We start from the raw sequence: 22413 nt of genomic DNA on the forward strand, positions 1-22413 counted from the left end.
CTAAAGTGACTCCAGCATCAAGTTTATCGTTTTATTTGATTCTTGATTCTTAGATTTTTTGGTTTCCAGCAGCGTAGACACGATGTTTTCATAATTGTCTGTTATCAAATCAACATAATCGGTAAAACGTTTGTTTGGATCAAACAAAAGGACACCATCCAGCTCTTTACTGGCTTGGATCAACTTTGGTTCAATAGGCAATGCGACTACGGGCACACCTAGTAACACAGAGTAAATAACACCATGATAGCGACTAGAAAATATCATTTCATAACGACCTAATTTCTTAAGAAATGTATCTAGTGTCATCGAGGAAGGGTCCCACTCGTAGAGAGAAAGCCCTTTATCTTTAATAAACTCTTTTAACTGGCTATCTTTACCAAAAGTCACAAAATCGACTCTAGTCAAATCAAGTTGACTGAGTTGCGCATATAGGTGCTCGATTGTATAGTCGGAGTCGGTATGCGCCCAGTCTCTCAGTATTACAGCTATTCTGCCTGAATCTTTAGCGCCCTCATCAACCTCTTTCGATAAGCAAAGATCGACGGTTTGTATTATATCAACCTCTCTCGTCGCAGCATAAGCGATACTTTTTTCATCGCGTAACGCTACAAACTTAGCACGCTCCATTCTGCGAAGCGTATCCTCTTTGATCTTAGAGCCCTCTTTAAACGGACCCAGCCCGACAGCCATATAGATCTCATTATTATATTCGACTGGCTTTTTACCGCTATTAAACAGCTTATTTTGTATCTTGTTAAAAGCATAACCAGGACTTTTTAGGAAACCTAAGATCTGCTTTTTATTTCTAGGCTTCCCAAAGTCATAGAACTGCGTTCCACCACCGTAAATCAGATTCTCACAGCTAACTTTATACAAGTCTTTCTTTGATATCACACCTGCTTGCGGGTACCAATTTGGAATATACGACTCACTGCTTCCCCAGATACCTATTTCAGCAGGCTCAAATCTTGTGAGTAATTTTGTGTAAATGACATCGAGAAGGGCATCATCACCAAAGTTGTAAGCTCCGTAAGCACCGCGAATTAGACATTTATACTTTTTCATCTCTTAGACTCTATATAGTAACTTTCTGACTTTAATAAGGCTTTAAAGCTTTCAACTTCTTTTCTTGACCCAATCACCTTAGCTGGATTTCCGCCAATAATTGAATAATCAGGAAAATCTTTTGTTACTACACTTCCCATAGCAACAACGACCCCATCACCTAACCTGACACCAGGACAAATTTTAGCACCAAAGCCAATCCAACAAGCTTTACCAATAACGACTTGCTTGTTTGTAATACCGCTGTCATAGGGGACCAGTAGTTTCGACTCGTAGTCGTGATTTGCGCTCCAGACAACTGATTGAGGGCCAAAAATGGTTCCATCTCCAATAACAATGCCGCCAGCGCCGTACCAATATGCTTCAGGCCCTACATAGCAGGCTTTGCCGATGGAAATGTTCTCTTGTCCAAAAAACTTACCCTCGGATACTATTGAATTGGTACCCAATGCCTTAAACTTATAGGGTCTAAGAAAACGTTTTATGCGTTTTAAAATCATATTTAATTGCTATTAATATAAAACCGATTAATCGAACACCAAAGAAAACAATAACTGCACCTTTAATACCATAAAGGTAAATTAAGATACATCCCGCTATAATTGTCAAAAGTAGCTGTGCAATGTATACCTTGTTCAAATAAGAAAGCAGTTCCCTTCTAATTAAGTCCAAGCGTATAATCCCTGCTAAAAAGCTAAAAAGCATGCCCAACAAAATAAGTGGAACATAAGTCAAGGAGTCTTGAAATTTCTCTTTAAAAAATATCTCAACAACAAAGTATAGTGCAAAATAGTAAACAGATAGAAATAAAACAGCAGCTATAGAAAAGAAAAATATATTCTTAACACTCAGTAGTGTATGGTCTTTCTTAATAAATGGCAGCAAAGCAGAGTTGATGGCTGTAGAGGCAATAGAAACTACCGTACATACAGTAAAAGCCGCACCAAAAATGCCCAGACTATCTGCATTGATCGCCCCTGACTCTGTGAAGTACTTAAGCCACCAAGTCTCCGATCTTATCATTATCAAAGACGATATTTCAAAAAAGTAGAATCCGCCAGCCATTAACTGAAACTTCTTTAGGTCTAAGTTCCAAGTGAACGACTTTAAGTAATAAAATATCAATCCAAAGAAAATGACTATTGATATCAAACTATATATGTATATTGCGTTTTCGAAGTATGATAGAAAGAAAATTGCAATAGACAATATGAACAGATTCTTTATTGGTAACTGAATTGCGTATGATTTAAACTTCTTTTTACACTGAAAGTTTGACAAATGACTGTCAAAAAATGAAAAAAGAAAGCCTGTACACAAGCAAACCAATACCAATGTGTCAGATATTAACCCTAATAAATACAATAGATACGAAGCCAGACTATAAACTAAAGTCATAACTAACTTTAATGATATAAACTGGCTTTCTAGGCTTTTATCGCTGTTAAATACATAGCTATTATTAATTCCAATAGCAGGCAGCGTCGTAGCTAAAGTAATAATTGAAAGGTAAAAATAAAAGTGTCCAAAGCTCTCAACTGACAACTTAGACATTATTACCATTGAAATCAAAAAAGCGATGAATGCAGATATCAGCCTAGATGCACCAATATTAAATACAGCCTTTAGCAGAACCATTTATCACATCTCGTATTATCTTTTAAAAATAAACTACGGCAGGTCCATAAATTGCTTAAAAAAGCGATATAGTCGAGTTTATTAGTTGTCATTTAATACGTCATGAATGCTATTCAATATTCTCTCAACAGCTTTACCATCACCATACGGATTATGTGATTCACTCATTCTTTTGTATTCAGTATCGTTTGATATTAGCTCATTAACAGCATTTATTATATTCTCTGGATCTGTTCCTACCAGCTTTACAGTGCCGGCACTCACAGCTTCTGGTCGCTCTGTTGATTCTCGCATCACCAGTACAGGTTTACCTAGACTAGGGGCTTCTTCTTGTATCCCCCCTGAGTCGGTCAATATTAGATAGGATTTATCCATTAAATATATGAAAGGAAGATACTGTTGTGGTTCAATCAAGAAGACATTATCAATATCTTTTAGCATGCGATTCACAGGCTCCTGAACATTTGGATTTAAATGCACCGGATAGACGACCTGGACGTCCGGGTTTGCTCTTGCAACCGAGCACAGGGCTTTACATATATTCTCAAACCCTTGTCCAAAGCTCTCTCTGCGGTGGCCTGTTACCAAAATCATTTTCTTTGATTCATCAATGAATGAGTAGGAGTCCGAGAACTCAGCCTGTAAGTCAGCGTCCGTATCTAGTCTATTCTTGACCAGTAATAAAGTATCGATAACGGTATTTCCCGTTACAATAATACGCTCTTTTCCATACCCCTCAGCCAGCAAATTTGCTTGCGATGATTCGGTAGGTGCAAAATGAATACTCGTCAACGCACCAGTTAACTTTCTGTTTGCCTCTTCAGGCCAGGGGGAATAAATGTCACCAGTTCTTAAACCAGCCTCGACATGGCCTACAGCAATCTGTTCATAATAAGCCGCTAAGCTGGCAGCAAATGTCGTGGCTGTATCACCATGAACAAGGACAATATCTGGACGAAATGACTGAAGTACAGGAGACATTTCAACCAATATTCTCGCAGTAATATCTGACAGACTCTGCCCAGATTTCATAATATTTAAATCAAAATCTGGAACAATATTAAATAGCTCAAGAACCTGATCAAGCATTTCACGATGTTGGCCAGTTACACAAACTTTAGCATTAAACCTGGTATCTGCTTCCAGTCCCTTAACTAAAGGCGCCATTTTTATCGCTTCGGGTCTGGTGCCAAAGACTGTCAGAACTTTAATTGTCATTGCATATTACCTAATCGAGATGTAACTTTTAGTGTTTTCTAAGCCAGCTTAGAATGCGCCAAACATGAAGTAAGCTATAGATATAAACTGAGAAAATGAGTATAAATATAGAAAACATGATCCAATCAGGTGTATCTATACTATCCAAAAAGCATCCTAGCGATGCTAGACAAATAGACATAGAGGCGATTCTGATAAGGGACTGCTTCCTGGTATACCCTGCGCGCTCGAATATATGGTGTAAGTGCTCTCTGTCAGGCTTAAATGGAGAAACCCCTTTCTTAACTCGTCGATACATTATCGCGACCATGTCCATCAATGGTACTGCTATTAAATAAAGAGCTGTAACAGGTTTAAATGCCTGTACATCCGGATCCGTTCCGATGATTAACAGCCACACCATAGTTAAGCCAATCAACATACTGCCAGCATCACCCATAAAAACTTTATTCATGCTTTTCTTTGGCCAGCGCAAGTTGAATAGCAAAAATGCAACGATAGCGGCAATAAATAAAACGGGAAGTAAATACCAGTGAGAGTTGACCGCGCTCAACATAATAGCTAAACCAGCAAATGCAACCATGCTTAAAACACCTGCAAGGCCATCTATGCCATCAACCATATTAAATGCATTGATCGCTGCTATGACCGCAATCACAGTCACTATATTTCCAGCGACACCTAAATTAAGCTCGAAGAAACCAAATATGTATCCAAAACTACTCAGTACCAGTTCTCCCTCGTAGATCATCACAAGACCAATTAAGATCTGCGCGACAACCCTCAAACGCACGCTCAGGGAAAACTTATCATCCAATACACCTAACACCAGGATAAAAGACGCCAACGCCAAGTAAACTTTATACTGATATGAATATTCGAAGAAAAATAGTGATGAAATTAAGACACCAATATATATTGCAACACCACCAATTAGCGGAACTCTTCCTTCATGCTTTTTCCGTGAGCAAGGTATATCGACGAGTCCGGCTCTAATCGCGAAAGGTTGTGCAAACCTTATTACGAGAAAGCAAAAAGAGAATGCTGTAACTAAAGGTAGGATATCACTCATAAATCATAACACCTGAACAATACTAGAATTACTCATAAAATTACACTCTTTCAGCTCAGTCTTTAAGACGACTAAAAAACCTAGCAACCACTATGAACACACCAAATAATAGCCCTGCCATAAACCCTAATACACATATAAATGCCCGGTTAGGGCCATCCTTTTGTTCAGGAGCTAAAGCCGGATCGACCGTTTTAAATACATACTCATCCCTGACTTTAGCAAACATGATGGTTTTCGTTTGCTCTTCGATCAGGCTATGAAATGCATTTTTAAAATCTGCTACTTTTGTTTTATTAAGCTCTTTTTCCAGAAACGAAATACTTTTCTCAGCTTCTAAAATATCAGCCTTTCTCATTACCTCATTTATCTCTACCACAAGCTTGTCTACCCAGCGTTTCGCTATTGTAGGTGAGTAATGACGAACAGATATTGAAATAAGGCCAGTTTCCTTATCCTGATTAACATTAAAAATTCTCAAAAAAGCCCGATGTGCTTCTTGATGAGAGGGAATTTGTGTCAATGGGAAAGGTACCTGTCTGATCCAGCGTTCATTAGCTGTGTCATATGCCTCACTATCATAGGTAACCTGGTCCGAAGTGCGGTCCCATCCATTTGCGGCAATGAGGTCAGGCAGTATTTTGTACTTTTCAACAAACTCAGAAACAAATTTTCTTGAACTGATGATTTGCATTGCCAACTGTGTTTTGTTCACCGTTGTATTTGAGCCTAGGTTTATATTTGCAAGGCTCGCTAAACCACCAAGTTGACCTGAAATTAACCCGCCGACCCCAGCGCCGTTATTTTCAGATACAGGCGCTAGTAAAACTTCTGCTTTATATATGTCTTTCTCATTCAATGCATAAAAAACAGACGCAACTGAAGCTAAAGCACACACAACGATAATTATCCACTTTCCAAGCCATAGCTGTTCTAGCAACTGCCGCAAAGTAAAACTATCGCTGGTAGAAAAATCCTGTTGATTTGAAATGTAATCTTTCACTACTGACTTCCTAAAACCAATTTAGTTTAGCTTATATTCTTGCAATTGCTGCAACACCAACACCTAACTGATATAAAATCTGCGTTGCTGTGCTCCATAACGTCCAATTATCCATATGCGACGAATCCATTGGAACTACAATGGTATCACCGGCTTCCAACTCAACACCGTTGTTCACAGCAAACCATGAACCTCGGTTGGGGATCAGCACTGAACCATTTGCTTTGATCACGTATATTTTCTCTTCGTCAGCACGATCTCGTACCCCACCACTCAAATTGATGTACTCTTCGATAGACGTACCAGCTTTGAATAAGTGAGAAGAGCTATAGTTCACTTCTCCGATGATGGAAACAGAATCACGTTGGCCCGGAATGTATAAGGCATCACCATCTTGTAGTCTCAGTGATTCAGACTGAGCCAGGATAGATGGTAAATCGATGACTAAGCGGCCTACAGGCTCTACATTGGCTAAGTCATTAAGTAACCTATTCGTCTCGCTGTAGCTCAGAGTATTATTCACCCCTATCGACTTTTGAAAGCTCCTCGCAGCCACATCTTTTCTCAGCTCATCAGACAACCTGAACAGCTGCTTACGCTCTTGCTCTCTGATAGATTCGCGCGTGAAGACCGCGGCTTTTGGCTCAGCGTATTTTGTAAGGCCACCTGCGCGATTAAGTACGTCGATCATAGTATCGCCACGCTTAATAATGTACTCGCCAGGGAATACGACTTCGCCCTTTAGCTGCACTTTATAGCTGTCTTGCCAGTTCGGCTGAATGAGTACATTGATGGTATCGCGACCAGTAAGCGCAATATTGTAGCCGTCAGTGCCGGGAATAAGAGAAGACTTAATATGTTTGATTTCGCCACGCTTATTCACTCGCGTAATTTCCGCAAAGTTAGTATACGCAGACTCGAGCAGTCCTCCTGCTGCATTAATCGCAGCAGAGGTCGTCATGTCAACAGAAACAGGGTAGGCCCCAGGGAAACGAACCTGACCCGCAATGTTGATAGTCAAGTTCTCTTTCATTGAGGAAGATTGATACTCAAGTTGAGCCAAAATAGGAGACAGTAAAGACTCTCGGCCAAATACCGTAGCAGTGTCACCCTCTTTCAGTCCATAGCCTGGAACTGGCTCATCTTCTTCTACACCCGCTTCTTCTTTTTGAAGTTTGCTGATGGCCTCATCAAAGGTGACTGTTTGCTCAAACTGACGACGTTCATAGAGGTGCCATAACTTTACTTTCTCTTGTAACGCTTTTTCTTCGGCTGTAATGGCTAATTGCTTTAGTGCCTTTTCTTCCTCTTGCTGCGAGTTAAAGCGACTAAAGATGTAGATCTCATCATTTTTTCTTAACGGAATAGGTTTGTGAGTTAGGGCTTCTTTTAAAGCGAACTGAACGACCTCTATTTCTCCAAGTCGCTCCCCTTCTCTGACAATAATAGAGTAATTTAAATCCGCTTGTGGAAGCAGATCTGTCTTCATTTCAGAAATGTAGTCACCCAATGTCGCGCCTTCGTACCACTGATAATACCCAGGCCTGGCCACTGCACCTATTAAAGTGACTGAATCCACTATCCCTTCGTTAATGGCATGGACCTTAATTTCATCACCACCTTGAGGTGTATAGCTCACCTGCGCATCACTGAAATCGACAGACACGGTCGATTTTACTGCTGCGTTCAATACGCGATTGACTTGTACACTTTGTAAATAGGCATCTTCTTTGAATCCGCCAAACATACGAGTCAATGACTCAGCAGTGTCTCCTTGTTTCAATTCGAAAATTGCAGGACGCTTTACCTGACCTTCAACTTTTACCTGTGGCCCGACTGAAGGAATAAAAATAACGTCGCCAGACTGCAATGCTGCATCGCCACTGCTATCTCCTTTGAGCAACAAATCATAAAGGTCAAGCGTAGTTACTGTCTTGCCTTGTCTTTTCACTTCAATATTACGTAATGAAGCAATATCGGTCAGACCGCCACTGGCAAATAATGCGTGTGTCACATTGGATAAAGGGGAAAGGGTATAGCTGCCCGGGCGGTACGCTTCGCCGACGACCAGCACCTGAATGCTGCGTAACTCAGCCATTGAGACAAATGCATTCAGGCCAATTGATTCACTTTTGATTTTTTCGACTAACAGAGTTTTCAGCTCAGCATATGTCAACCCAACAACATTGACCGGGGTATATTCAGGAATACTCAATCTACCTTCACGATCAACCATCACCGTATATGATGAAGTCACTTTGCCATACAAGTTGACGGTCACTGAATCACCACTTGCAATGACATAGTCATTTGGCACGGTCTGCATCTCTGACGGAGCGAAGCTACTTGGCTCACCAGAAAACAGGTTATACCCGAAAGGAGTCAACCGCTCTTCTTGCGGTGCCATAGGATCTGTTGACTCATCTTCTTCGTTCATCTCTTCGCGTGGGAAAACGCTTTGTGCACTATTAAACGTGTTGTCAATTTGCGGCTGACTATTAGATATGCTGGATAAATCAAAACCATATTGTTGTGCCAGTGCTTGTTGCTGGCTTTTTGGCAATTTTTTAAACTGTTCTATTTGTTGCGCTGTCGGTGTAAAAGCAATAGAAACCGCACTAAACACCAGCAAGGTTGCTGCAAAAATACGTTTAAAAGACATCCGGTTTTGTATCCTGTTTCACAATTGGCCAAAAAGATTGCGTATTTTACATAAAAATGACGCCATAAAAAAAGGGCTTATCGCCCTTTTTTTGATATAACTTTAGTTAATTATGTTAAAAGCTGTAAACTAAGGTCAAAGATGTTTCGGTATCAGTATTTTCCTTGCCTTCGTCGACTGTTGAGTTATGGGTAATATTGTACGCCACCTTCATCTGCAAAGAACCGTTGATCTTCGTCATTAATGCTGACTCGGAAGTTGTTTTGGTATTGGTATCACCATACTCCACGCCAACCACTTGAGTGAAGCGCGCGTTATCTGATACTTGCCACTCAAAATCAACCTTGGCAACACCAATCACTTCATTATCCGTTGTGCCAGCAAGCGGGTTACCATTTTCATCAACCTCAGTACTATCGTCCTGATACTCAAAACGTTTCATACCAGGTCCAATTTCAGCATCCAGGTACATTGTGTCCAGGCTCAATAGGCGTAAGCCATAACCCACTGACACAACAGTTTCGCTTCGATAGGCGCCAAAGTAATCCGAATCGTAGGAGCCGTAGATAAACAAGTGGCTGTGGTCTTCGTTCAGCTTATAGTTACCCTGCATCGACACTGAGTACTTTTCATTGGTACGCTCGCTGATACGTTCGCCATCATCATTTTCGATTTCATCTTCCTTGTAGATCCCGTCCAGTTTGTACTCATTACGCCAGTTTTCAAGGTTATGCTTGGCTTTAAGCGCGCCCTTAAGCGTTGTAGTTTCAGTGTTACCACTGGTAATGATGGCGCCCACCTCACTGGTGATATCCCAGGCTTTTTCCTGTTTTGGCTTCGTTGCAGGAGCGTCTTCTGCAGCAACATTCGTACTAATCGCTGCCAATACGCACAGAGATAAAAATTTTAATTTCATTGCCTATAAACCTGTCATTAATTAGTCTTTGTGAAGGTGAATATCCATTTGTGGGAATGGAATTTCGATATTAGCATCATCTAATGCTAATTTTATATTCTCTACAAGGTCAAAGTAAGTAGGCCAATAATCAGAAGTCGCCACCCAGGGCCGCACAACAAAATTGACACTTGAATCCGCCATTTCCAATACAGCGACCGTATACGCGGGCTCTTTCAGGATCCGCTGATCTTTGTCCAGCACGGATTTTAACACATTTTTTGCCTCTCTGAGATCAGCCTCGTAACTTACACCGATAACTAAATCGATACGGCGTGTTTTTTCTCGAGAGTAATTGACGATTGCGCCCGACATAATCGCTGAGTTTGGCATAATGATAACTTTGTTATCCGGTGTTCTGAGTTCGGTCGAAAAAATCTCAATGCGCTGTACACTGCCACCTTTTCCACCTGCTTCAATATAATCTCCTGACTTAAATGGCCTGAGAATAATAATCAAAACACCTGAAGCGAAATTCGACAACGAGCCTTGCAACGCTAAACCAATTGCCAAACCAGCTGCACCGAGAATAGCCACAAAAGAGGTCGTTTCTATGCCTACCTGTGAAAGCGCCATAAGTAAGGTCGCAGCGAAAACAATACTGTATGCAATATTGCCAACAAACGCCCCAACAGCTTTATCTACCTTACGCTTGTTAAACGCCTTTTCTGTGAGGTTTGCAGCAAGCTTCGCCAGCTTCATACCTACAAAGAAGATGACAAGCGCTAATAGCCCTTGCAAAAGGTAGTGAATGATAAGAGAAGAGTTATCATCGACCCAATGAACGATTGATTCCATAGTGACTCCTGTGTGCACTTGAGTGAGATAGCGGGGTGAGTGTACTCCGCCAGTATGAATATTCGCTTTACAGACTAGGATCCTCAACAGACTTCTTTGAGATTTTTTTCAATTTAACCCTTTGCAAAGCCCGTGTTTTTATGTATTATGCGCGCCACACCAACAAAGGTGTTATCTATTTTGTGGCGGCTGTAGCTCAGTTGGTAGAGCCCCGGATTGTGATTCCGGTTGTCGCGAGTTCAAGCCTCGTCAGTCGCCCCACTTCCTCCTTTCTGTTAATTCCTTTATTTATTTCCACAAACGCCTTATACGCATTTATATTGCTTCCCAAGTTCCAAGTGTCCGTTTGTCTCAGGTTTACATAACTATTTCCTTCATGCTAGATATAGACACATTTTCGTTACATATCAATGATTATGTCGATTTTCAGGCATAAAAAATGCCACCTTACGGTGGCATTACACACGGGATTATTTCTACTTTACAGATAGAAATTCTTTTTGCTATTTCCAGCTTCTCATTTTATGGCCTTTCAGGGCATAGAATAGAATAAACAGATAGCTGGGTAGCATTAAACTGTACGCACCTTGAGCACCAAGGCCAGCAACATTACCGACGCCAATCAATAGCGGTCCTAACGCGCCCCCTGCAATACCCATAATTAACAGGCCTGATGCTGTTCCGGTCAAACGCCCTAAACCATCAAGTGCCAAAGGCCAGATAGCAGGCCACACCATCGCATTTGCAAAGCCTAACAGAGCAATACACAGAAGCGGATCCGGTAGCTGAGGGCCACCAAATGGAACGAGCAATAAATTTGCTAGCGCAGTCGATTCATTGTCCCCTAAAACTACAGCAAAAACGGTAACAATACCAGCGATTGCAGACATGACGAGTGCATTTTGTTGTGACATAAAACGCGGGATCAGGGCGATACCTATTGCATAACCAATCAACATACAGCCCATAGTATAAGAAGTCATTACAGAGTAATCAGCAATCCCTAACTGCAAAGCGTAGGAGCCAATGGTATCTGCTGCGATTACTTCTACCGCAACATACAATGCAATACCGATCACACCTAAAGCGAGATGAGGGTGACTCAGGGCTTCTTTCACTTCCCCTTTACTGGTTTGACCTTCCTCTTCAAACACTAAGTCTGGCAGTGGCGAAAATTTAGCAAATGCCGCAAATAAGAAAATCAACCCAGCAATACCCAGGTAAGGTGCAATCAGGCTATTCGCCATCATATCTTTCTGAGCCTGACTCAGTGATTCGCCCTCGTTTACAACACCGCTTACAACCACAGCAGCGAATACGATCGGAACAATTACGCCCGCCGATTTATTCAACAAGCCCATGATACATACACGTACAGCAGCGGAACGTTCTGAGCCCATTTTAACCACATACGGATTTACCGCGGTCTGAAGCACCGTCTGACCAACACCTATCATGAGCTGTGCAAACAAGAAGATCTCTATCATTTGCATCTTCGCTGCCGGAATATACATCAGCGCGGACAACGCCATAATTGCACAACCAATCGCCATGCCATTTTTATACCCAACTCGCTTTATCAGCATCGCTGAGGGGATCCCCGCAACGGTTACGGCGATATAAAATGAGGAAATAATGAAAGAGGCCTGTAGCGGACTCAGTTCCAGCATTTGCTGAAGGAATGGTGTGATAGCACCATTTAACCAGGTGATACAGCCCAATATAAAAAACATTGAGCCAGCAAGTGTCATAGGTAACCAGACACTCTGCTTTTCGAGGTCATCTTTTTCCACTGTCGCTTCCATAAAACTCTTCTTGTTGCTAATTAAGATTAATACAGGTCGGATTAAAACGAATTAAAAGTAATCCGGATTATTATTTTCTGTGCTATCGGCCCAGACAGTCGCATCATGATGACGGCTTTTAACAACTCAGAATCAAAATGACAGCGCTGACATTTAACTTTACGTTAAAGTTTAGCCTTTTTCTAGTTAGTTTTGTAATCAACTGTTCTCATTATGGGGAGGTAATAACACCTTCCCCACAACAAAGTAACCAGACGATTAATCTAACTGGGTGGTACGACTGAACTTTTTATCGCCTAAACGGGTACGTAATAATACGCCATCAGTGTTACTTACACTCATCGGAGCTGTGTAAGTTTGCCAACTCACCCCCTTATCAAGGCTGACTTCAATCGTTAGGTACTCAAATGCACTGTTGGCATGCAGCTGACCGTCAATCACTTTTGCTCCGGGCACAGGTAAGTTCACGTTAACACCGGCTTTAGCCAACTTAGACAGTTCTTTTAACGCCAGTGCAGCTGAAAAACCGTGCCAGTCCTGAGCAAAGCGTTTCTTATCAATACGCTTGCCTTCCCAACCCGCTTTGTGCCAGGCTCGCTCTGCCATTGCCAGTAAACGCGGGAACACCATCGCCTGTACCTGTGCTTCAGTACGGATAGTTTCACTCCAGACCTGGCCCTGAATGCCAAGGATGTTTTCTGGCTTTTCAAGTGCAGGCATCGCGCGACCAACCAGCGCCTCTAAATTTTCAATCGGTGCACCACTGCGGGTAAAATCAGCGTTGGCATAAACATCATCCGGCATGTAGCTAAACGTTTTTTTGCTGTCTGTATAGCGCGCGGCCCAATAATATCCGCGTTCAGCCGGGTGCGGCTCATAAGGATGATCGAAGTACAGGTGCGTGCCATGTGACAACACCACCTGGTAACCATCATTTGCCAGGCGATGTGCCCGATCAGCAACCCCCCATTCCCAGATATTGTCCCACACGTTTGCTGTGAAAACTTCATTTGGAAATGCATCGCGGTTAAACGGATTGACCCTGTCATACATCAGACCATCTTCCCATGCGCCCGGGGCAATCCCACGTTTTGCAAGCAGCGTTGCAACGCGCTGAGTAAAATAAGGTTTCAGATCGGCAGGGCCTGCAACCCCGTTGTTAGGATCAGCAAACATAGCCTGACAGACAGGAGAGTCCACCCAGGAGCCAGCCCCGACTTCGTCTCCGCCAAAGTGCAGATTTGTCAGACGGGTACCCGCTTCTCGATACATACCTTGCAATTCATAAGTGACTTTTTCAATGAATGCATAAGTCGAGTCCTGACACACGTTCATAGAGTTATCAGTATAATTCTGCACTGTGATGTACTTTGAAGTGTCCTGAGGATCGCTCAGTAAATAAGCACGTGCCTGCTCAGGTTTACCTGCTTCCATGAGTGTATGGTAACGCGCTTCCATTGCCTTGATCGATGCTCTGGCGTGACCTGGGCCTTCAATCTCAGGAATAATCTGTACATGACGCGCTTTGGCAAATTTAAGTAATTCTACAAACTCGTCTCTGGTCAGATACCCGTTACCCGAGCCTGACTTATGAGGGCCTGTACCAAGCTGAGTAAGTAAACACTCACGCTCACTTAAGTCAAAGCAGCGATATGCGCCTATGTCGGTCAGCTCAGGTAAACCCGGGATCTCCAGCCGCCATCCTTCATCTTCAGAAAAGTGCCAGTGGAACTTGTTCAGCTTGTAACGCCCCATTTGCTCAACCAGCTTGAACAGCGCCTCCTTACCATGGTAATTACGGCCGTTATCATAGTGCATGCCTCGCCAACCAAAACGCGGAGCATCCTTGATGTCAACGTTAGGCACGCTGATCTGGCCTTGTTGCTCAACCGGGAATAAAGCAAGCAAACTCTGAATACCATAAAACACACCGGCATTGTCATGGCCTGTGATCACAATTTTGTCGTCGTCTACTTCGAGCTGATAGCCTTCACTGCCCAGGTCGGCTAATTCTGCCACACGCAAATAAATGGTCTTAATCTTGCCGGCACTGATGTGGTCTGGCTGAGCGTCCAGCTTCAGTCCATAATCGGCTAAATCTTCTTGAAATACCGTCACTTCGCTCTGTAATCTGCCCGCATAGCGGATCTGCCATTGATTGCTGAGCTCAGCATAACCCCGGTTAAAGTCAACATCCATTGGTTTGGGAATAATGCGTTTCAGGGCATCTTCGCGTGAAAGTTTACCAGCCTGTTGATTTTGCTCATAACGCCATGTAGCTGTGGCGCGTGGAGATAAATCCTCTGGCTCGGCATGACGATCCAACTGGTTATCACGCACAATTGGGGCGACAAAATCCAGCATATTCTCACTGTCTGTGTTGGCGAATACGGCCGGCTTTGCGTCACCGCTAACCATAAATGCCCGGGGCATAAAATCGGTATACGCTGCTATCCAGGCAGCCGCTTCATAAGGGATTTCCAATGTTTCACCCGGCTTTAACCCGGCGAATGCTTTAGTCGGTACCAAGCGATGCAAGTCGCCATTCACATGTTCGAATTTCAGGCCCGCGGCCTGCTGCGTAGCAACTTTCCTGATTGAGTGGAAATAGATCTGCCAGTCACTTTCACCGGCCGGTAGGGCAATTTTGGAGTTGTTTTGTAAGGTAATAGAAGCCAGAAAACTACTGCTGCCATTATGGTGATTATTTTCTACCGCAAACATAAAGGTGGTGTTATCAGTAAAGGCTTGCAGTTGCGAGCTATCCCAGGCGGCTTTGGCCATCATCGGGACTAAAAGCGTGGCCGCGATGGCCCGGGTGAGCAGTTTTTTCTGTATTTTCATTCCGGCTCCTTAACCTGCGCTGAGCGCAAACTTCAAATTGTTGTAAATACCATCATATAGAAGAAAAAATGACAGCGCTATCAATTTTTCCTTACAAGATCTCTATATTCAACCTTATCAGTTGGTTAATACAAAAAAGCCGCCATTGTCTGGCGGCTAAAATAGCAGTAAACACTTACCAGATTTTGACCCGCTCTTGCGGTTTAAGATACATTTTATCGCCTTCTTTGACATCAAATGCATCATAAAACGCAGACATATTTGGCAGCACCCCAATGACACGATAGTGACTGGGTGAATGCGAGTCGGTCATCAGACGGTTGCGTAACTCTTCATCACGATATTGTCGACGCCAGATCTGTGCCCAGCCCATAAAGAAGCGCTGCTCACCAGTATAACCATCAATCACCGGTGCAGGCCTGCCTTCAAGGGATAATTGGTAGGCTCTTAACGCCACACTCAGGCCACCCAAATCACCAATGTTTTCGCCCAGCGTCAGTTCGCCGTTCACATTTGCGTCTTCAAACGGCCGATACTGATTATATTGCTCAACCAGTTTCTGACTGCGCGCCTGGAACTGCGCCAGATCTTGTTCACTCCACCAATTACGCAAATTGCCATCACCATCATATTTAGCACCCTGATCGTCAAACCCATGCCCTAGCTCATGACCAATCACGGCACCAATCGCGCCATAGTTAACGGCATCGTCCGCATCCAGGTTAAAAAATGGGGGTTGTAATATAGCCGCAGGGAACACAATTTCGTTGTTCACCGGATTATAGTAGGCATTCACCGTTTGCGGTGTCATAAACCACTCACTGCGATCAACGGGTTTGTCGACCTTGCCCACCATGTCCTGATAAGCCCATTCATTGTAGCGAACATAGTTACCCACCAGATCGTCGGCATTGATCTCCAGACCTGAATAGTCACGCCATTTGTCCGGATAGCCAATTTTGGGTGTAAACTTGCTTAACTTGACCTTCGCGGCCTGCTTTGTTTCAGCACTCATCCACTCCAGCTCGTCAATGGACTGATCAAACCCTTTAATCAAATTGTCGACCAGCTCTCCCATGCGGGCTTTGGCTTCTGGCGGAAAGTACTCTTTGACATAAATTTTACCCAGCAGTTCGCCCAGTACATCATTACTGGCATTCACCGCTTTCTTCCATACAGGAGCCTGCTCTTCCAGCCCGCGTAGCGTTTTGCCATAGAAGTTAAACTTCAGGTCAACCGCCGTTTTATGTAGCAGCTGCGCATAATCGCTGGCAAAGTGAAAAGTCAGATAATCACGCCAGGCAGCTACCTCAGTAGTGCCAATCAAAGCAGATAAGCCTTCCAGATAACTGGGCTGGGTCACAACCAGCTCTTTGGTATTCAAACCAAACCCTGCCAGATAGGCTGAGAGATCAAAATGTGGCAGTTGTGCATTCAGCGCATCAACCTGAAACTTGTTGTAAGTTTTATCCGCATCCCGGCTTTCAACCCGTGACCACTGAATTTCAGCTAATGCGGTTTCAAGTGCCATGATGTGCTTAGCCGCCTGTTCCGCACGAGGCTGATCATAGCCCATGACCTGTAACAAGCGCTCAATATACTGGCTATATTCGGCCCGAATGCGTGTGAACTTTTCCGTATCCTGAAGATAAAAATCGCGGTCGGGTAAACCCAGACCCGATTGCCACAGATAAAGTGTATTCACGGTCGAGTTTTTGGCATCGTTATTTGCATACCAGCTAAGTGGCGTAGTACCACCCTGAGATAAAGCACGGGCAAATAAGGCAGGCAACTCAGATTTACTTTGTAATGCCTGAAATGGTGCCAGATAAGACTGCAGCGGTGTTGTCCCCAACTCTTCCCGAGCCAGCTCATCCGTATAGCTGCGATAGAAGTCACCCAGTTTAGCTTCGTCCGATCCTGGCTTGGCCTGATCGTTGCTCGCAGCCTGTTCCAGTGTTTTGCGCAGTGCTTTTTGTGATGCATCATACAGTTCGGTGAATGAACCATAGTTCGACTTGTCTGCCGGTATCTCTGTGCGCGCTAACCACTTGCCATTAACGTGATAGTAAAAATCATCCTGTGCACGAACGGCACTGTCAATATTGTTCAATGCGATCCCTGAGTTTAGCTGACTCTCAGCTTGCGTAACTTCTGATTGCGATTCGGTTTTGACGGGCTCGCTACACGCTGTCAGACCCAATGCAAGTGCAACCGCGGCGGCAGTAACTGCTATATTTTTCATTTTTATGTCCTTCACATCAAATTTGCTCAACGGCCGTTGTTACTGATCCGCGCCATACTGTTGCGCCAGCGCTTCCAGGATAGCCACATTGGCTGCCGGGAAAGCCAGTTGATTTAGTTTATTCCAGTTTGCCCACTGGCTGGCTTGCCCTTCCAGACCCTCTGCGTGTCCCGAAAAATCTTCGACCTTATGCACTTCCAGTTTAACCTGTTTATCGCCATAGTCATGTTCAATCGTCAGTAAATGTTCAGAACTATGCACATCAATACCGATTTCTTCTTTTAACTCTCTGGCCAAGGCCTCAGTCACCGTCTCCTGCGCTTCAATTTTTCCACCCGGGAACTCCCATAGTCCCCCCTGATGTTGCTCTTTTGCGCGTTTACATACAAAAAACTGTGCATCCCGAATGATGACACCGACCGCTACATTCACAATTTTCTTTGTCATATCTAACTCAAATATTCTGTTTTTCTGAGATAAAAAAAGCGACTCTAGGTCGCTTTTTCATAGGGTTGCTGAAAGCTTATTTCAGCTTACCGCAACACTGCTTGTACTTTTTGCCTGATTTACACGGGCACGGTTCGTTACGTCCAACTTTAGGCTCAGTGCGTGCAGCAACCGCTGCACCTTGTGGTGCTTCACCGCCCACAGGCTCAGACTCTTCATGCTGATACTGACGCGGAGCCTGCTCGCTACGACGATGCTGCTCTTCAACTTTCTCAACATCTTCTTCAGCACGCACCTGCACTTTGCTTAGCACCCCAACCACATCAACCTTCAGGTTTTCCAGCATTTCAGAGAACAATTCAAACGACTCACGCTTGTATTCCTGCTTCGGGTTTTTCTGTGCGTAACCACGTAAATGGATACCCTGACGTAAGTGATCCATTGCTGCAAGATGGTCTTTCCAGTGCTGATCCAGGCTTTGTAGCATCACAGCCTTTTCGAACTGACGCAGTACCTGTGCACCCACCATCTCTTCTTTTTGCTTATAAGCAGCATCAATTTCTTCACCGATACGCTCGCGTAAACGCTCTTCGTACAGCTTGTTGTCTTCCTCAAGCCATTGCGCAATCGGTAGCTCAACCATAAAGTCATTCTTCAGGCGTTCTTCAAGGCCCGGAATATCCCACATTTCAGCCAGGCTCTGCGGCGGAATGTACTGATCAATCGCACTATTGATGACATCACCACGGATAGCTGAAATCGTTTCCGAAATATCCCCTTCTTCAAGCAATTCATTACGTTGCTCATACACCACTCGACGCTGGTCATTGGCAACATCATCATACTCAAGCAGCTGTTTACGAATATCAAAGTTACGTGCTTCTACTTTGCGCTGCGCATTTTCAATTGCACGGTTTACCCATGGATGCTCGATCGCTTCGCCACGTTGCATGCCTAGTTTACGCATCATGTTAGTCATACGCTCACCGGCGAAGATACGCATCAACGCATCATCCATTGACAGGTAGAAACGGCTTGAACCCGCATCACCCTGACGACCAGAACGACCACGCAGCTGGTTATCAATACGGCGAGATTCATGACGCTCAGTACCGATAATGTGCAGACCACCTGCTTCTAAAACGGCGTCATGTCGCTTCTGCCACTGCGCCTTAATGTCGTCAATCTGCGCGTCGCTTGGGTTATCCAGCTTGGACACGTCATTCTGCCAGTTACCACCCAGCATGATGTCCGTACCACGGCCCGCCATGTTGGTTGCAATTGTTACGGTGCCAGGCAAACCGGCATCAGCAATAATATCCGCTTCCTGTGCGTGGAATTTCGCATTCAGGACATTGTGTTCAATTTTTTCCTTACGCAGGAAGTGCGACAGGTATTCAGAGCTTTCGATGGAAATGGTACCAACCAATACAGGTTGACCACGCTTCTGACAATCGCGGATATCAGTCAGGATCGCTTCGAACTTTTCATCCTGAGTCAGATAAACCAGGTCGGCACGATCATCACGGATCATTGGCTTGTTGGTTGGGATAACCACTGTATCCAATCCGTAGATCGACTGGAATTCAAACGCTTCTGTATCAGCGGTACCTGTCATCCCAGCCAGTTTGTCATATAAACGGAAATAGTTCTGGAAGGTAATGGATGCCAGCGTTTGGTTTTCATTCTGAATACGCACACTCTCTTTTGCTTCCACCGCCTGGTGTAAGCCTTCTGACCAGCGACGTCCTTCCATCGTACGACCTGTGTGTTCATCAACAATGATGACTTCATTGTCTTTCACGACATAGTCGACATCTTTTTGATACAGCTTGTGTGCACGCAGCGCCGCATAGACATGGCTAAGCAATGTAATATTACCTGCTGAATACAGCGAGTCGCCTTCTTCAATCAGGTCATTCTTGACCAGTAACTCTTCTACTTTAACCTGACCACGTTCAGTTAAATGAACCTGCTTGCTCTTTTCATCTAGTGTGAAGTCACCATCACCTTCAACCCCTTCCTCGTCCTCTTTTTCCTGTAAGGTCAGTTCAGGCACGATAGTATTGATCTTGGTGTACAGCTCTGAGCTGTCTTCAGCTGGACCTGAGATGATCAGCGGTGTACGCGCTTCATCGATCAGGATGGAGTCAACTTCATCCACAACGGCGTAGTGTAATGGACGCTGAACACGCTCTTCAATGCTAAATGCCATGTTGTCGCGCAGATAGTCAAAGCCAAATTCGTTGTTGGTACCATAAGTGATATCGGCCGCATACGCTTCTTTTTTCTGGGCAGGCATCATACCCGGCACGTTACAGCCTACAGTCAGGCCCAGGAATTCAAATAGTGGACGATTGTTCTCAGCATCACGTTTGGCAAGATAGTCGTTAACAGTAATGACGTGTACGCCTTTACCCGTCAGACCATTTAAATAAGCAGGCAGGGTCGCGGTGAGTGTTTTACCTTCACCTGTGCGCATTTCAGAAATTCTCCCCTGATGCAGCACAATACCACCGATCATTTGCACATCAAAGTGACGCATGCCAAATACCCGTTTAGAGGCTTCTCGCACCGTTGCGAAGGCCTCAGGAAGCATGTCGTCCAGGCTAGAGCCTTGCTCAAATCTTTGTCTGAATTCCGCGGTTTTAGCTTGCAGTTGTTCGTCTGACAGCGCCTTGTATTGTTCTTCTAGGGCGTTGATCAGGGCGACCGTTTTTTTCAGATTTTTAATCATTCGGTCGTTGCGGCTACCAAAAATCTTGGTAAAAATTTTCGTTATCATGTTTAAACCATTTCACTCATCTATTTGCGAGCACCTACTTGGGTAACGCGGTTATCACGCTCGCTCGTCCTGTTGGCGACAAAGTCGGACCTTGCTGTGTGCCGAGTTAAATTTGTGCCCTATCATACCAGACTATGCGCGTCTGCAAACCATCAAAAAGTAATCTGTTCCTATTTAACCATACAAGTCCGGGGAAACACACCCAAACCATCTAATGACACACCGGCAATGCCGCATTAACGGCTTCCAGAAAAAGAAAGGAGACACAGTTTTCGAGGTACTAACCCTATCTATGTGGGCGATGTCTGCGTATTTCAACCATCACCACAGGCGCATTGTGCTATCTGTAATGACGCGCACGCGTTATACTTGAAAGGAAGTGGCCGATTGTCTGTAAGGTACACGCTAGTGAGTTGTTACTATGAGTAAAAACCGATTTGATCCTAAACCCCTGGACGAGTTAGCCGGCAGCTGGTCGGATAAACTGCATGGGTATATGCAAAAAGCACAAGGTATCGCTGAATTACAACAGCCTCTGCACAATGCGTTAGGTCCTGTGCTCAGTAAAAAATGCCGTGTTGCTAACTATCAAGACGGAACCCTGTACGTTGAAGCCGCATCAGCGACCTTAGCAACCCGATTAAATTACCTGAAAATGGAGATCCTGAGCAGTTTTCGTGCTGCTGGTTTACACGATTGTTGCCAAGTGAAAATAGGCACAAACCCAGAGGCACAACAGCGCCTGACTCAGCCTGTGAACCAGGTAAAGGCACCACAGGCAACGTATACCGGGCGCCATATGAGTGCACAAACGGCAGACGATCTAATGGCGCTTGCCGAGCTTGCTCCGGCCGGGTTAAAGGAAAAATTACTACGCCTTGCTAAACATGGCGGACAAAAAAAATGACGCTAAAAAGCGTCATTTTTTTTAATTTAATTTGCGTTTCACGCAGTGGCGAGAGTCGAATCCACTTCCATGCCTGGTGCCGGCATAGTGACTGGTTCGTCGAACGTTGCCCATTCCCAGGCAGATTCTGTCGCCATAACCTGACGTAGTAACTTGTTGTTCAGACCATGTCCTGATTTAAAGCACGTGATCTTGCCCAAGATGTTGTGCCCAGCCATAAACATATCACCCACACAGTCCAGTATCTTATGCTTCACAAACTCGTCTTTGTAGCGTAAGCCATTCGGGTTCAGCACTTTAAACTCATCCAAAACTACCGCGTTGTCCATGCTGCCACCTAATGCTAGGTTATTGGCGTGCATATACTCGATGTCTTTCATGAAACCAAAAGTACGTGCTCGACTGATTTCTTCAGTAAAGCTCTGCGCTGTGATATCCAGACCAATGCGTTGGCGACTGGCATTAATAGCCGGGTGGTTAAACGCAATTTCAAAATCAATATGGAAACCGTCATAAGGCTCAATTTCTGCCCACTTATCGCCGTCTTCCACGCGCACTTTTTCTTTAATACGAATAAAGCGCTTCGCCTGATTCTGCTCTGCGATCCCACCTTTTTGCAGCAAGTAAATGAAAGGTAATGCACTACCGTCCATAATTGGTACTTCTGCACTATCCAGCTCAACGATCAGGTTATCAATCCCCAGTGCAGCAACAGCAGCAATGAGATGCTCCGTTGTTGACAGACGAACCCCGTCTTTGTTGGTCAAACAAGTACACAATTGCGTGTCGCCCACAGCTTCAGGGGTTGTTTCAAAATCGACAACCGGGTCGAGATCCACGCGACGAAATACGATCCCCGTATTTACGCTCGCAGGTCGGAGAGTGATCGTGACCTTTTCACCTTTGTGTAATCCTACACCTGTGGCTTTAACGACTTCAGCAATCGTTCGTTGTTTTATCATAGGT

At 44.3% G+C, this 22413-nt stretch carries 16 protein-coding genes and 1 tRNA gene; 2 read left to right on the forward strand and 15 right to left on the reverse strand.

The window, feature by feature from the left end:
- The 9 genes from PRUB_RS03470 to PRUB_RS03510 all read right to left on the reverse strand — a co-directional run bounded on the left by PRUB_RS03470 (position 1) and on the right by PRUB_RS03510 (position 10414).
- On the reverse strand, positions 1–1068 hold the full coding sequence (locus PRUB_RS03470; RefSeq protein ID WP_010383620.1) for a polysaccharide pyruvyl transferase family protein: 1068 nt from the start codon (positions 1066–1068) through the stop codon (positions 1–3).
- Complete coding sequence (locus PRUB_RS03475) at positions 1065–1568, reverse strand: acyltransferase (protein WP_010383621.1); 504 nt, start codon at positions 1566–1568, stop codon at positions 1065–1067. Before PRUB_RS03475 ends, PRUB_RS03470 begins: the two co-directional genes overlap by 4 nt.
- Positions 1537–2706, reverse strand: coding sequence for an oligosaccharide flippase family protein (locus PRUB_RS03480; protein ID WP_010383622.1), 1170 nt, complete (start codon positions 2704–2706; stop codon positions 1537–1539). Before PRUB_RS03480 ends, PRUB_RS03475 begins: the two co-directional genes overlap by 32 nt.
- A gap of 81 nt (positions 2707–2787) precedes the next feature.
- Entirely contained in the window at positions 2788–3924 is a 1137-nt protein-coding gene (gene wecB, locus PRUB_RS03485) for a non-hydrolyzing UDP-N-acetylglucosamine 2-epimerase (protein ID WP_010383623.1), read from the reverse strand.
- Positions 3925–3952: 28 nt separating this feature from the next.
- The gene (wecA, locus tag PRUB_RS03490) at positions 3953–4996 is read right to left on the reverse strand and encodes a UDP-N-acetylglucosamine--undecaprenyl-phosphate N-acetylglucosaminephosphotransferase (RefSeq protein ID WP_010383624.1); all 1044 of its coding nucleotides are present in this window, start codon (positions 4994–4996) and stop codon (positions 3953–3955) included.
- Between the two features lie 55 nt (positions 4997–5051).
- Complete coding sequence (locus tag PRUB_RS03495; protein WP_010383625.1) at positions 5052–5999, reverse strand: Wzz/FepE/Etk N-terminal domain-containing protein; 948 nt, start codon at positions 5997–5999, stop codon at positions 5052–5054.
- Between the two features lie 31 nt (positions 6000–6030).
- Positions 6031–8661 (reverse strand): polysaccharide biosynthesis/export family protein, encoded by a 2631-nt coding sequence (locus PRUB_RS03500; RefSeq protein ID WP_010383626.1) that lies wholly within the window; start codon positions 8659–8661, stop codon positions 6031–6033.
- A gap of 115 nt (positions 8662–8776) precedes the next feature.
- On the reverse strand, positions 8777–9577 hold the full coding sequence (locus PRUB_RS03505; RefSeq protein WP_010383627.1) for a DUF481 domain-containing protein: 801 nt from the start codon (positions 9575–9577) through the stop codon (positions 8777–8779).
- Between the two features lie 21 nt (positions 9578–9598).
- Positions 9599–10414 (reverse strand): mechanosensitive ion channel family protein, encoded by an 816-nt coding sequence (locus tag PRUB_RS03510; protein ID WP_010383629.1) that lies wholly within the window; start codon positions 10412–10414, stop codon positions 9599–9601.
- Between the two features lie 185 nt (positions 10415–10599).
- On the opposite strand from PRUB_RS03510, the gene PRUB_RS03515 reads away from it, so the two are divergent.
- Positions 10600–10675, forward strand: a tRNA-His gene (locus PRUB_RS03515).
- Positions 10676–10917: 242 nt separating this feature from the next.
- On the opposite strand, the gene nagP is transcribed toward PRUB_RS03515, so the two are convergent.
- The 5 genes from nagP to secA all read right to left on the reverse strand — a co-directional run bounded on the left by nagP (position 10918) and on the right by secA (position 20540).
- Entirely contained in the window at positions 10918–12219 is a 1302-nt protein-coding gene (gene nagP, locus PRUB_RS03520) for an N-acetylglucosamine MFS transporter NagP (protein ID WP_010383632.1), read from the reverse strand.
- Positions 12220–12477: 258 nt separating this feature from the next.
- Entirely contained in the window at positions 12478–15063 is a 2586-nt protein-coding gene (locus tag PRUB_RS03525) for a family 20 glycosylhydrolase (protein ID WP_010383633.1), read from the reverse strand.
- A 175-nt stretch (positions 15064–15238) separates the two neighbouring features.
- The gene (locus PRUB_RS03530) at positions 15239–17308 is read right to left on the reverse strand and encodes a M13 family metallopeptidase (protein WP_010383634.1); all 2070 of its coding nucleotides are present in this window, start codon (positions 17306–17308) and stop codon (positions 15239–15241) included.
- A gap of 39 nt (positions 17309–17347) precedes the next feature.
- On the reverse strand, positions 17348–17755 hold the full coding sequence (gene mutT, locus PRUB_RS03535; RefSeq protein ID WP_010383635.1) for an 8-oxo-dGTP diphosphatase MutT: 408 nt from the start codon (positions 17753–17755) through the stop codon (positions 17348–17350).
- Positions 17756–17831: 76 nt separating this feature from the next.
- A complete protein-coding gene (secA, locus tag PRUB_RS03540) occupies positions 17832–20540 on the reverse strand; it encodes a preprotein translocase subunit SecA (protein WP_010383636.1) in 2709 nt (902 codons plus the stop codon).
- A 421-nt stretch (positions 20541–20961) separates the two neighbouring features.
- Here secA and PRUB_RS03545 point away from each other — a divergent pair, with 421 nt between their 5' ends.
- Positions 20962–21447, forward strand: a complete 486-nt coding sequence (locus PRUB_RS03545) for a DUF721 domain-containing protein (RefSeq protein WP_010383637.1) — start codon at positions 20962–20964, stop codon at positions 21445–21447.
- Between the two features lie 38 nt (positions 21448–21485).
- Here the strand turns inward: PRUB_RS03545 and lpxC are convergent, their stop codons facing one another.
- Complete coding sequence (lpxC, locus tag PRUB_RS03550; protein ID WP_010383639.1) at positions 21486–22409, reverse strand: UDP-3-O-acyl-N-acetylglucosamine deacetylase; 924 nt, start codon at positions 22407–22409, stop codon at positions 21486–21488.
- Positions 22410–22413: the final 4 nt, after the last annotated feature.

Origin of the sequence: Pseudoalteromonas rubra (assembly GCF_000238295.3) — a bacterium.
In the GTDB taxonomy this organism is placed as follows: domain Bacteria; phylum Pseudomonadota; class Gammaproteobacteria; order Enterobacterales; family Alteromonadaceae; genus Pseudoalteromonas; species Pseudoalteromonas rubra.

What these genes read in the sequence shown, in the direction of transcription:
- secA (WP_010383636.1), bottom strand. Translation starts at nt 20,540, where the DNA reads ATGATAACGAAAATTTTTACCAAGATTTTTGGTAGCCGCAACGACCGA.
- PRUB_RS03500 (WP_010383626.1), bottom strand. Translation starts at nt 8,661, where the DNA reads ATGTCTTTTAAACGTATTTTTGCAGCAACCTTGCTGGTGTTTAGTGCG.
- PRUB_RS03525 (WP_010383633.1), bottom strand. Translation starts at nt 15,063, where the DNA reads ATGAAAATACAGAAAAAACTGCTCACCCGGGCCATCGCGGCCACGCTT.
- nagP (WP_010383632.1), bottom strand. Translation starts at nt 12,219, where the DNA reads ATGGAAGCGACAGTGGAAAAAGATGACCTCGAAAAGCAGAGTGTCTGG.
- PRUB_RS03480 (WP_010383622.1), bottom strand. Translation starts at nt 2,706, where the DNA reads ATGGTTCTGCTAAAGGCTGTATTTAATATTGGTGCATCTAGGCTGATA.
- PRUB_RS03475 (WP_010383621.1), bottom strand. Translation starts at nt 1,568, where the DNA reads ATGATTTTAAAACGCATAAAACGTTTTCTTAGACCCTATAAGTTTAAG.
- mutT (WP_010383635.1), bottom strand. Translation starts at nt 17,755, where the DNA reads ATGACAAAGAAAATTGTGAATGTAGCGGTCGGTGTCATCATTCGGGAT.
- PRUB_RS03510 (WP_010383629.1), bottom strand. Translation starts at nt 10,414, where the DNA reads ATGGAATCAATCGTTCATTGGGTCGATGATAACTCTTCTCTTATCATT.
- PRUB_RS03505 (WP_010383627.1), bottom strand. Translation starts at nt 9,577, where the DNA reads ATGAAATTAAAATTTTTATCTCTGTGCGTATTGGCAGCGATTAGTACG.
- PRUB_RS03545 (WP_010383637.1), top strand. Translation starts at nt 20,962, where the DNA reads ATGAGTAAAAACCGATTTGATCCTAAACCCCTGGACGAGTTAGCCGGC.
- PRUB_RS03470 (WP_010383620.1), bottom strand. Translation starts at nt 1,068, where the DNA reads ATGAAAAAGTATAAATGTCTAATTCGCGGTGCTTACGGAGCTTACAAC.
- PRUB_RS03530 (WP_010383634.1), bottom strand. Translation starts at nt 17,308, where the DNA reads ATGAAAAATATAGCAGTTACTGCCGCCGCGGTTGCACTTGCATTGGGT.
- lpxC (WP_010383639.1), bottom strand. Translation starts at nt 22,409, where the DNA reads ATGATAAAACAACGAACGATTGCTGAAGTCGTTAAAGCCACAGGTGTA.
- wecA (WP_010383624.1), bottom strand. Translation starts at nt 4,996, where the DNA reads ATGAGTGATATCCTACCTTTAGTTACAGCATTCTCTTTTTGCTTTCTC.
- wecB (WP_010383623.1), bottom strand. Translation starts at nt 3,924, where the DNA reads ATGACAATTAAAGTTCTGACAGTCTTTGGCACCAGACCCGAAGCGATA.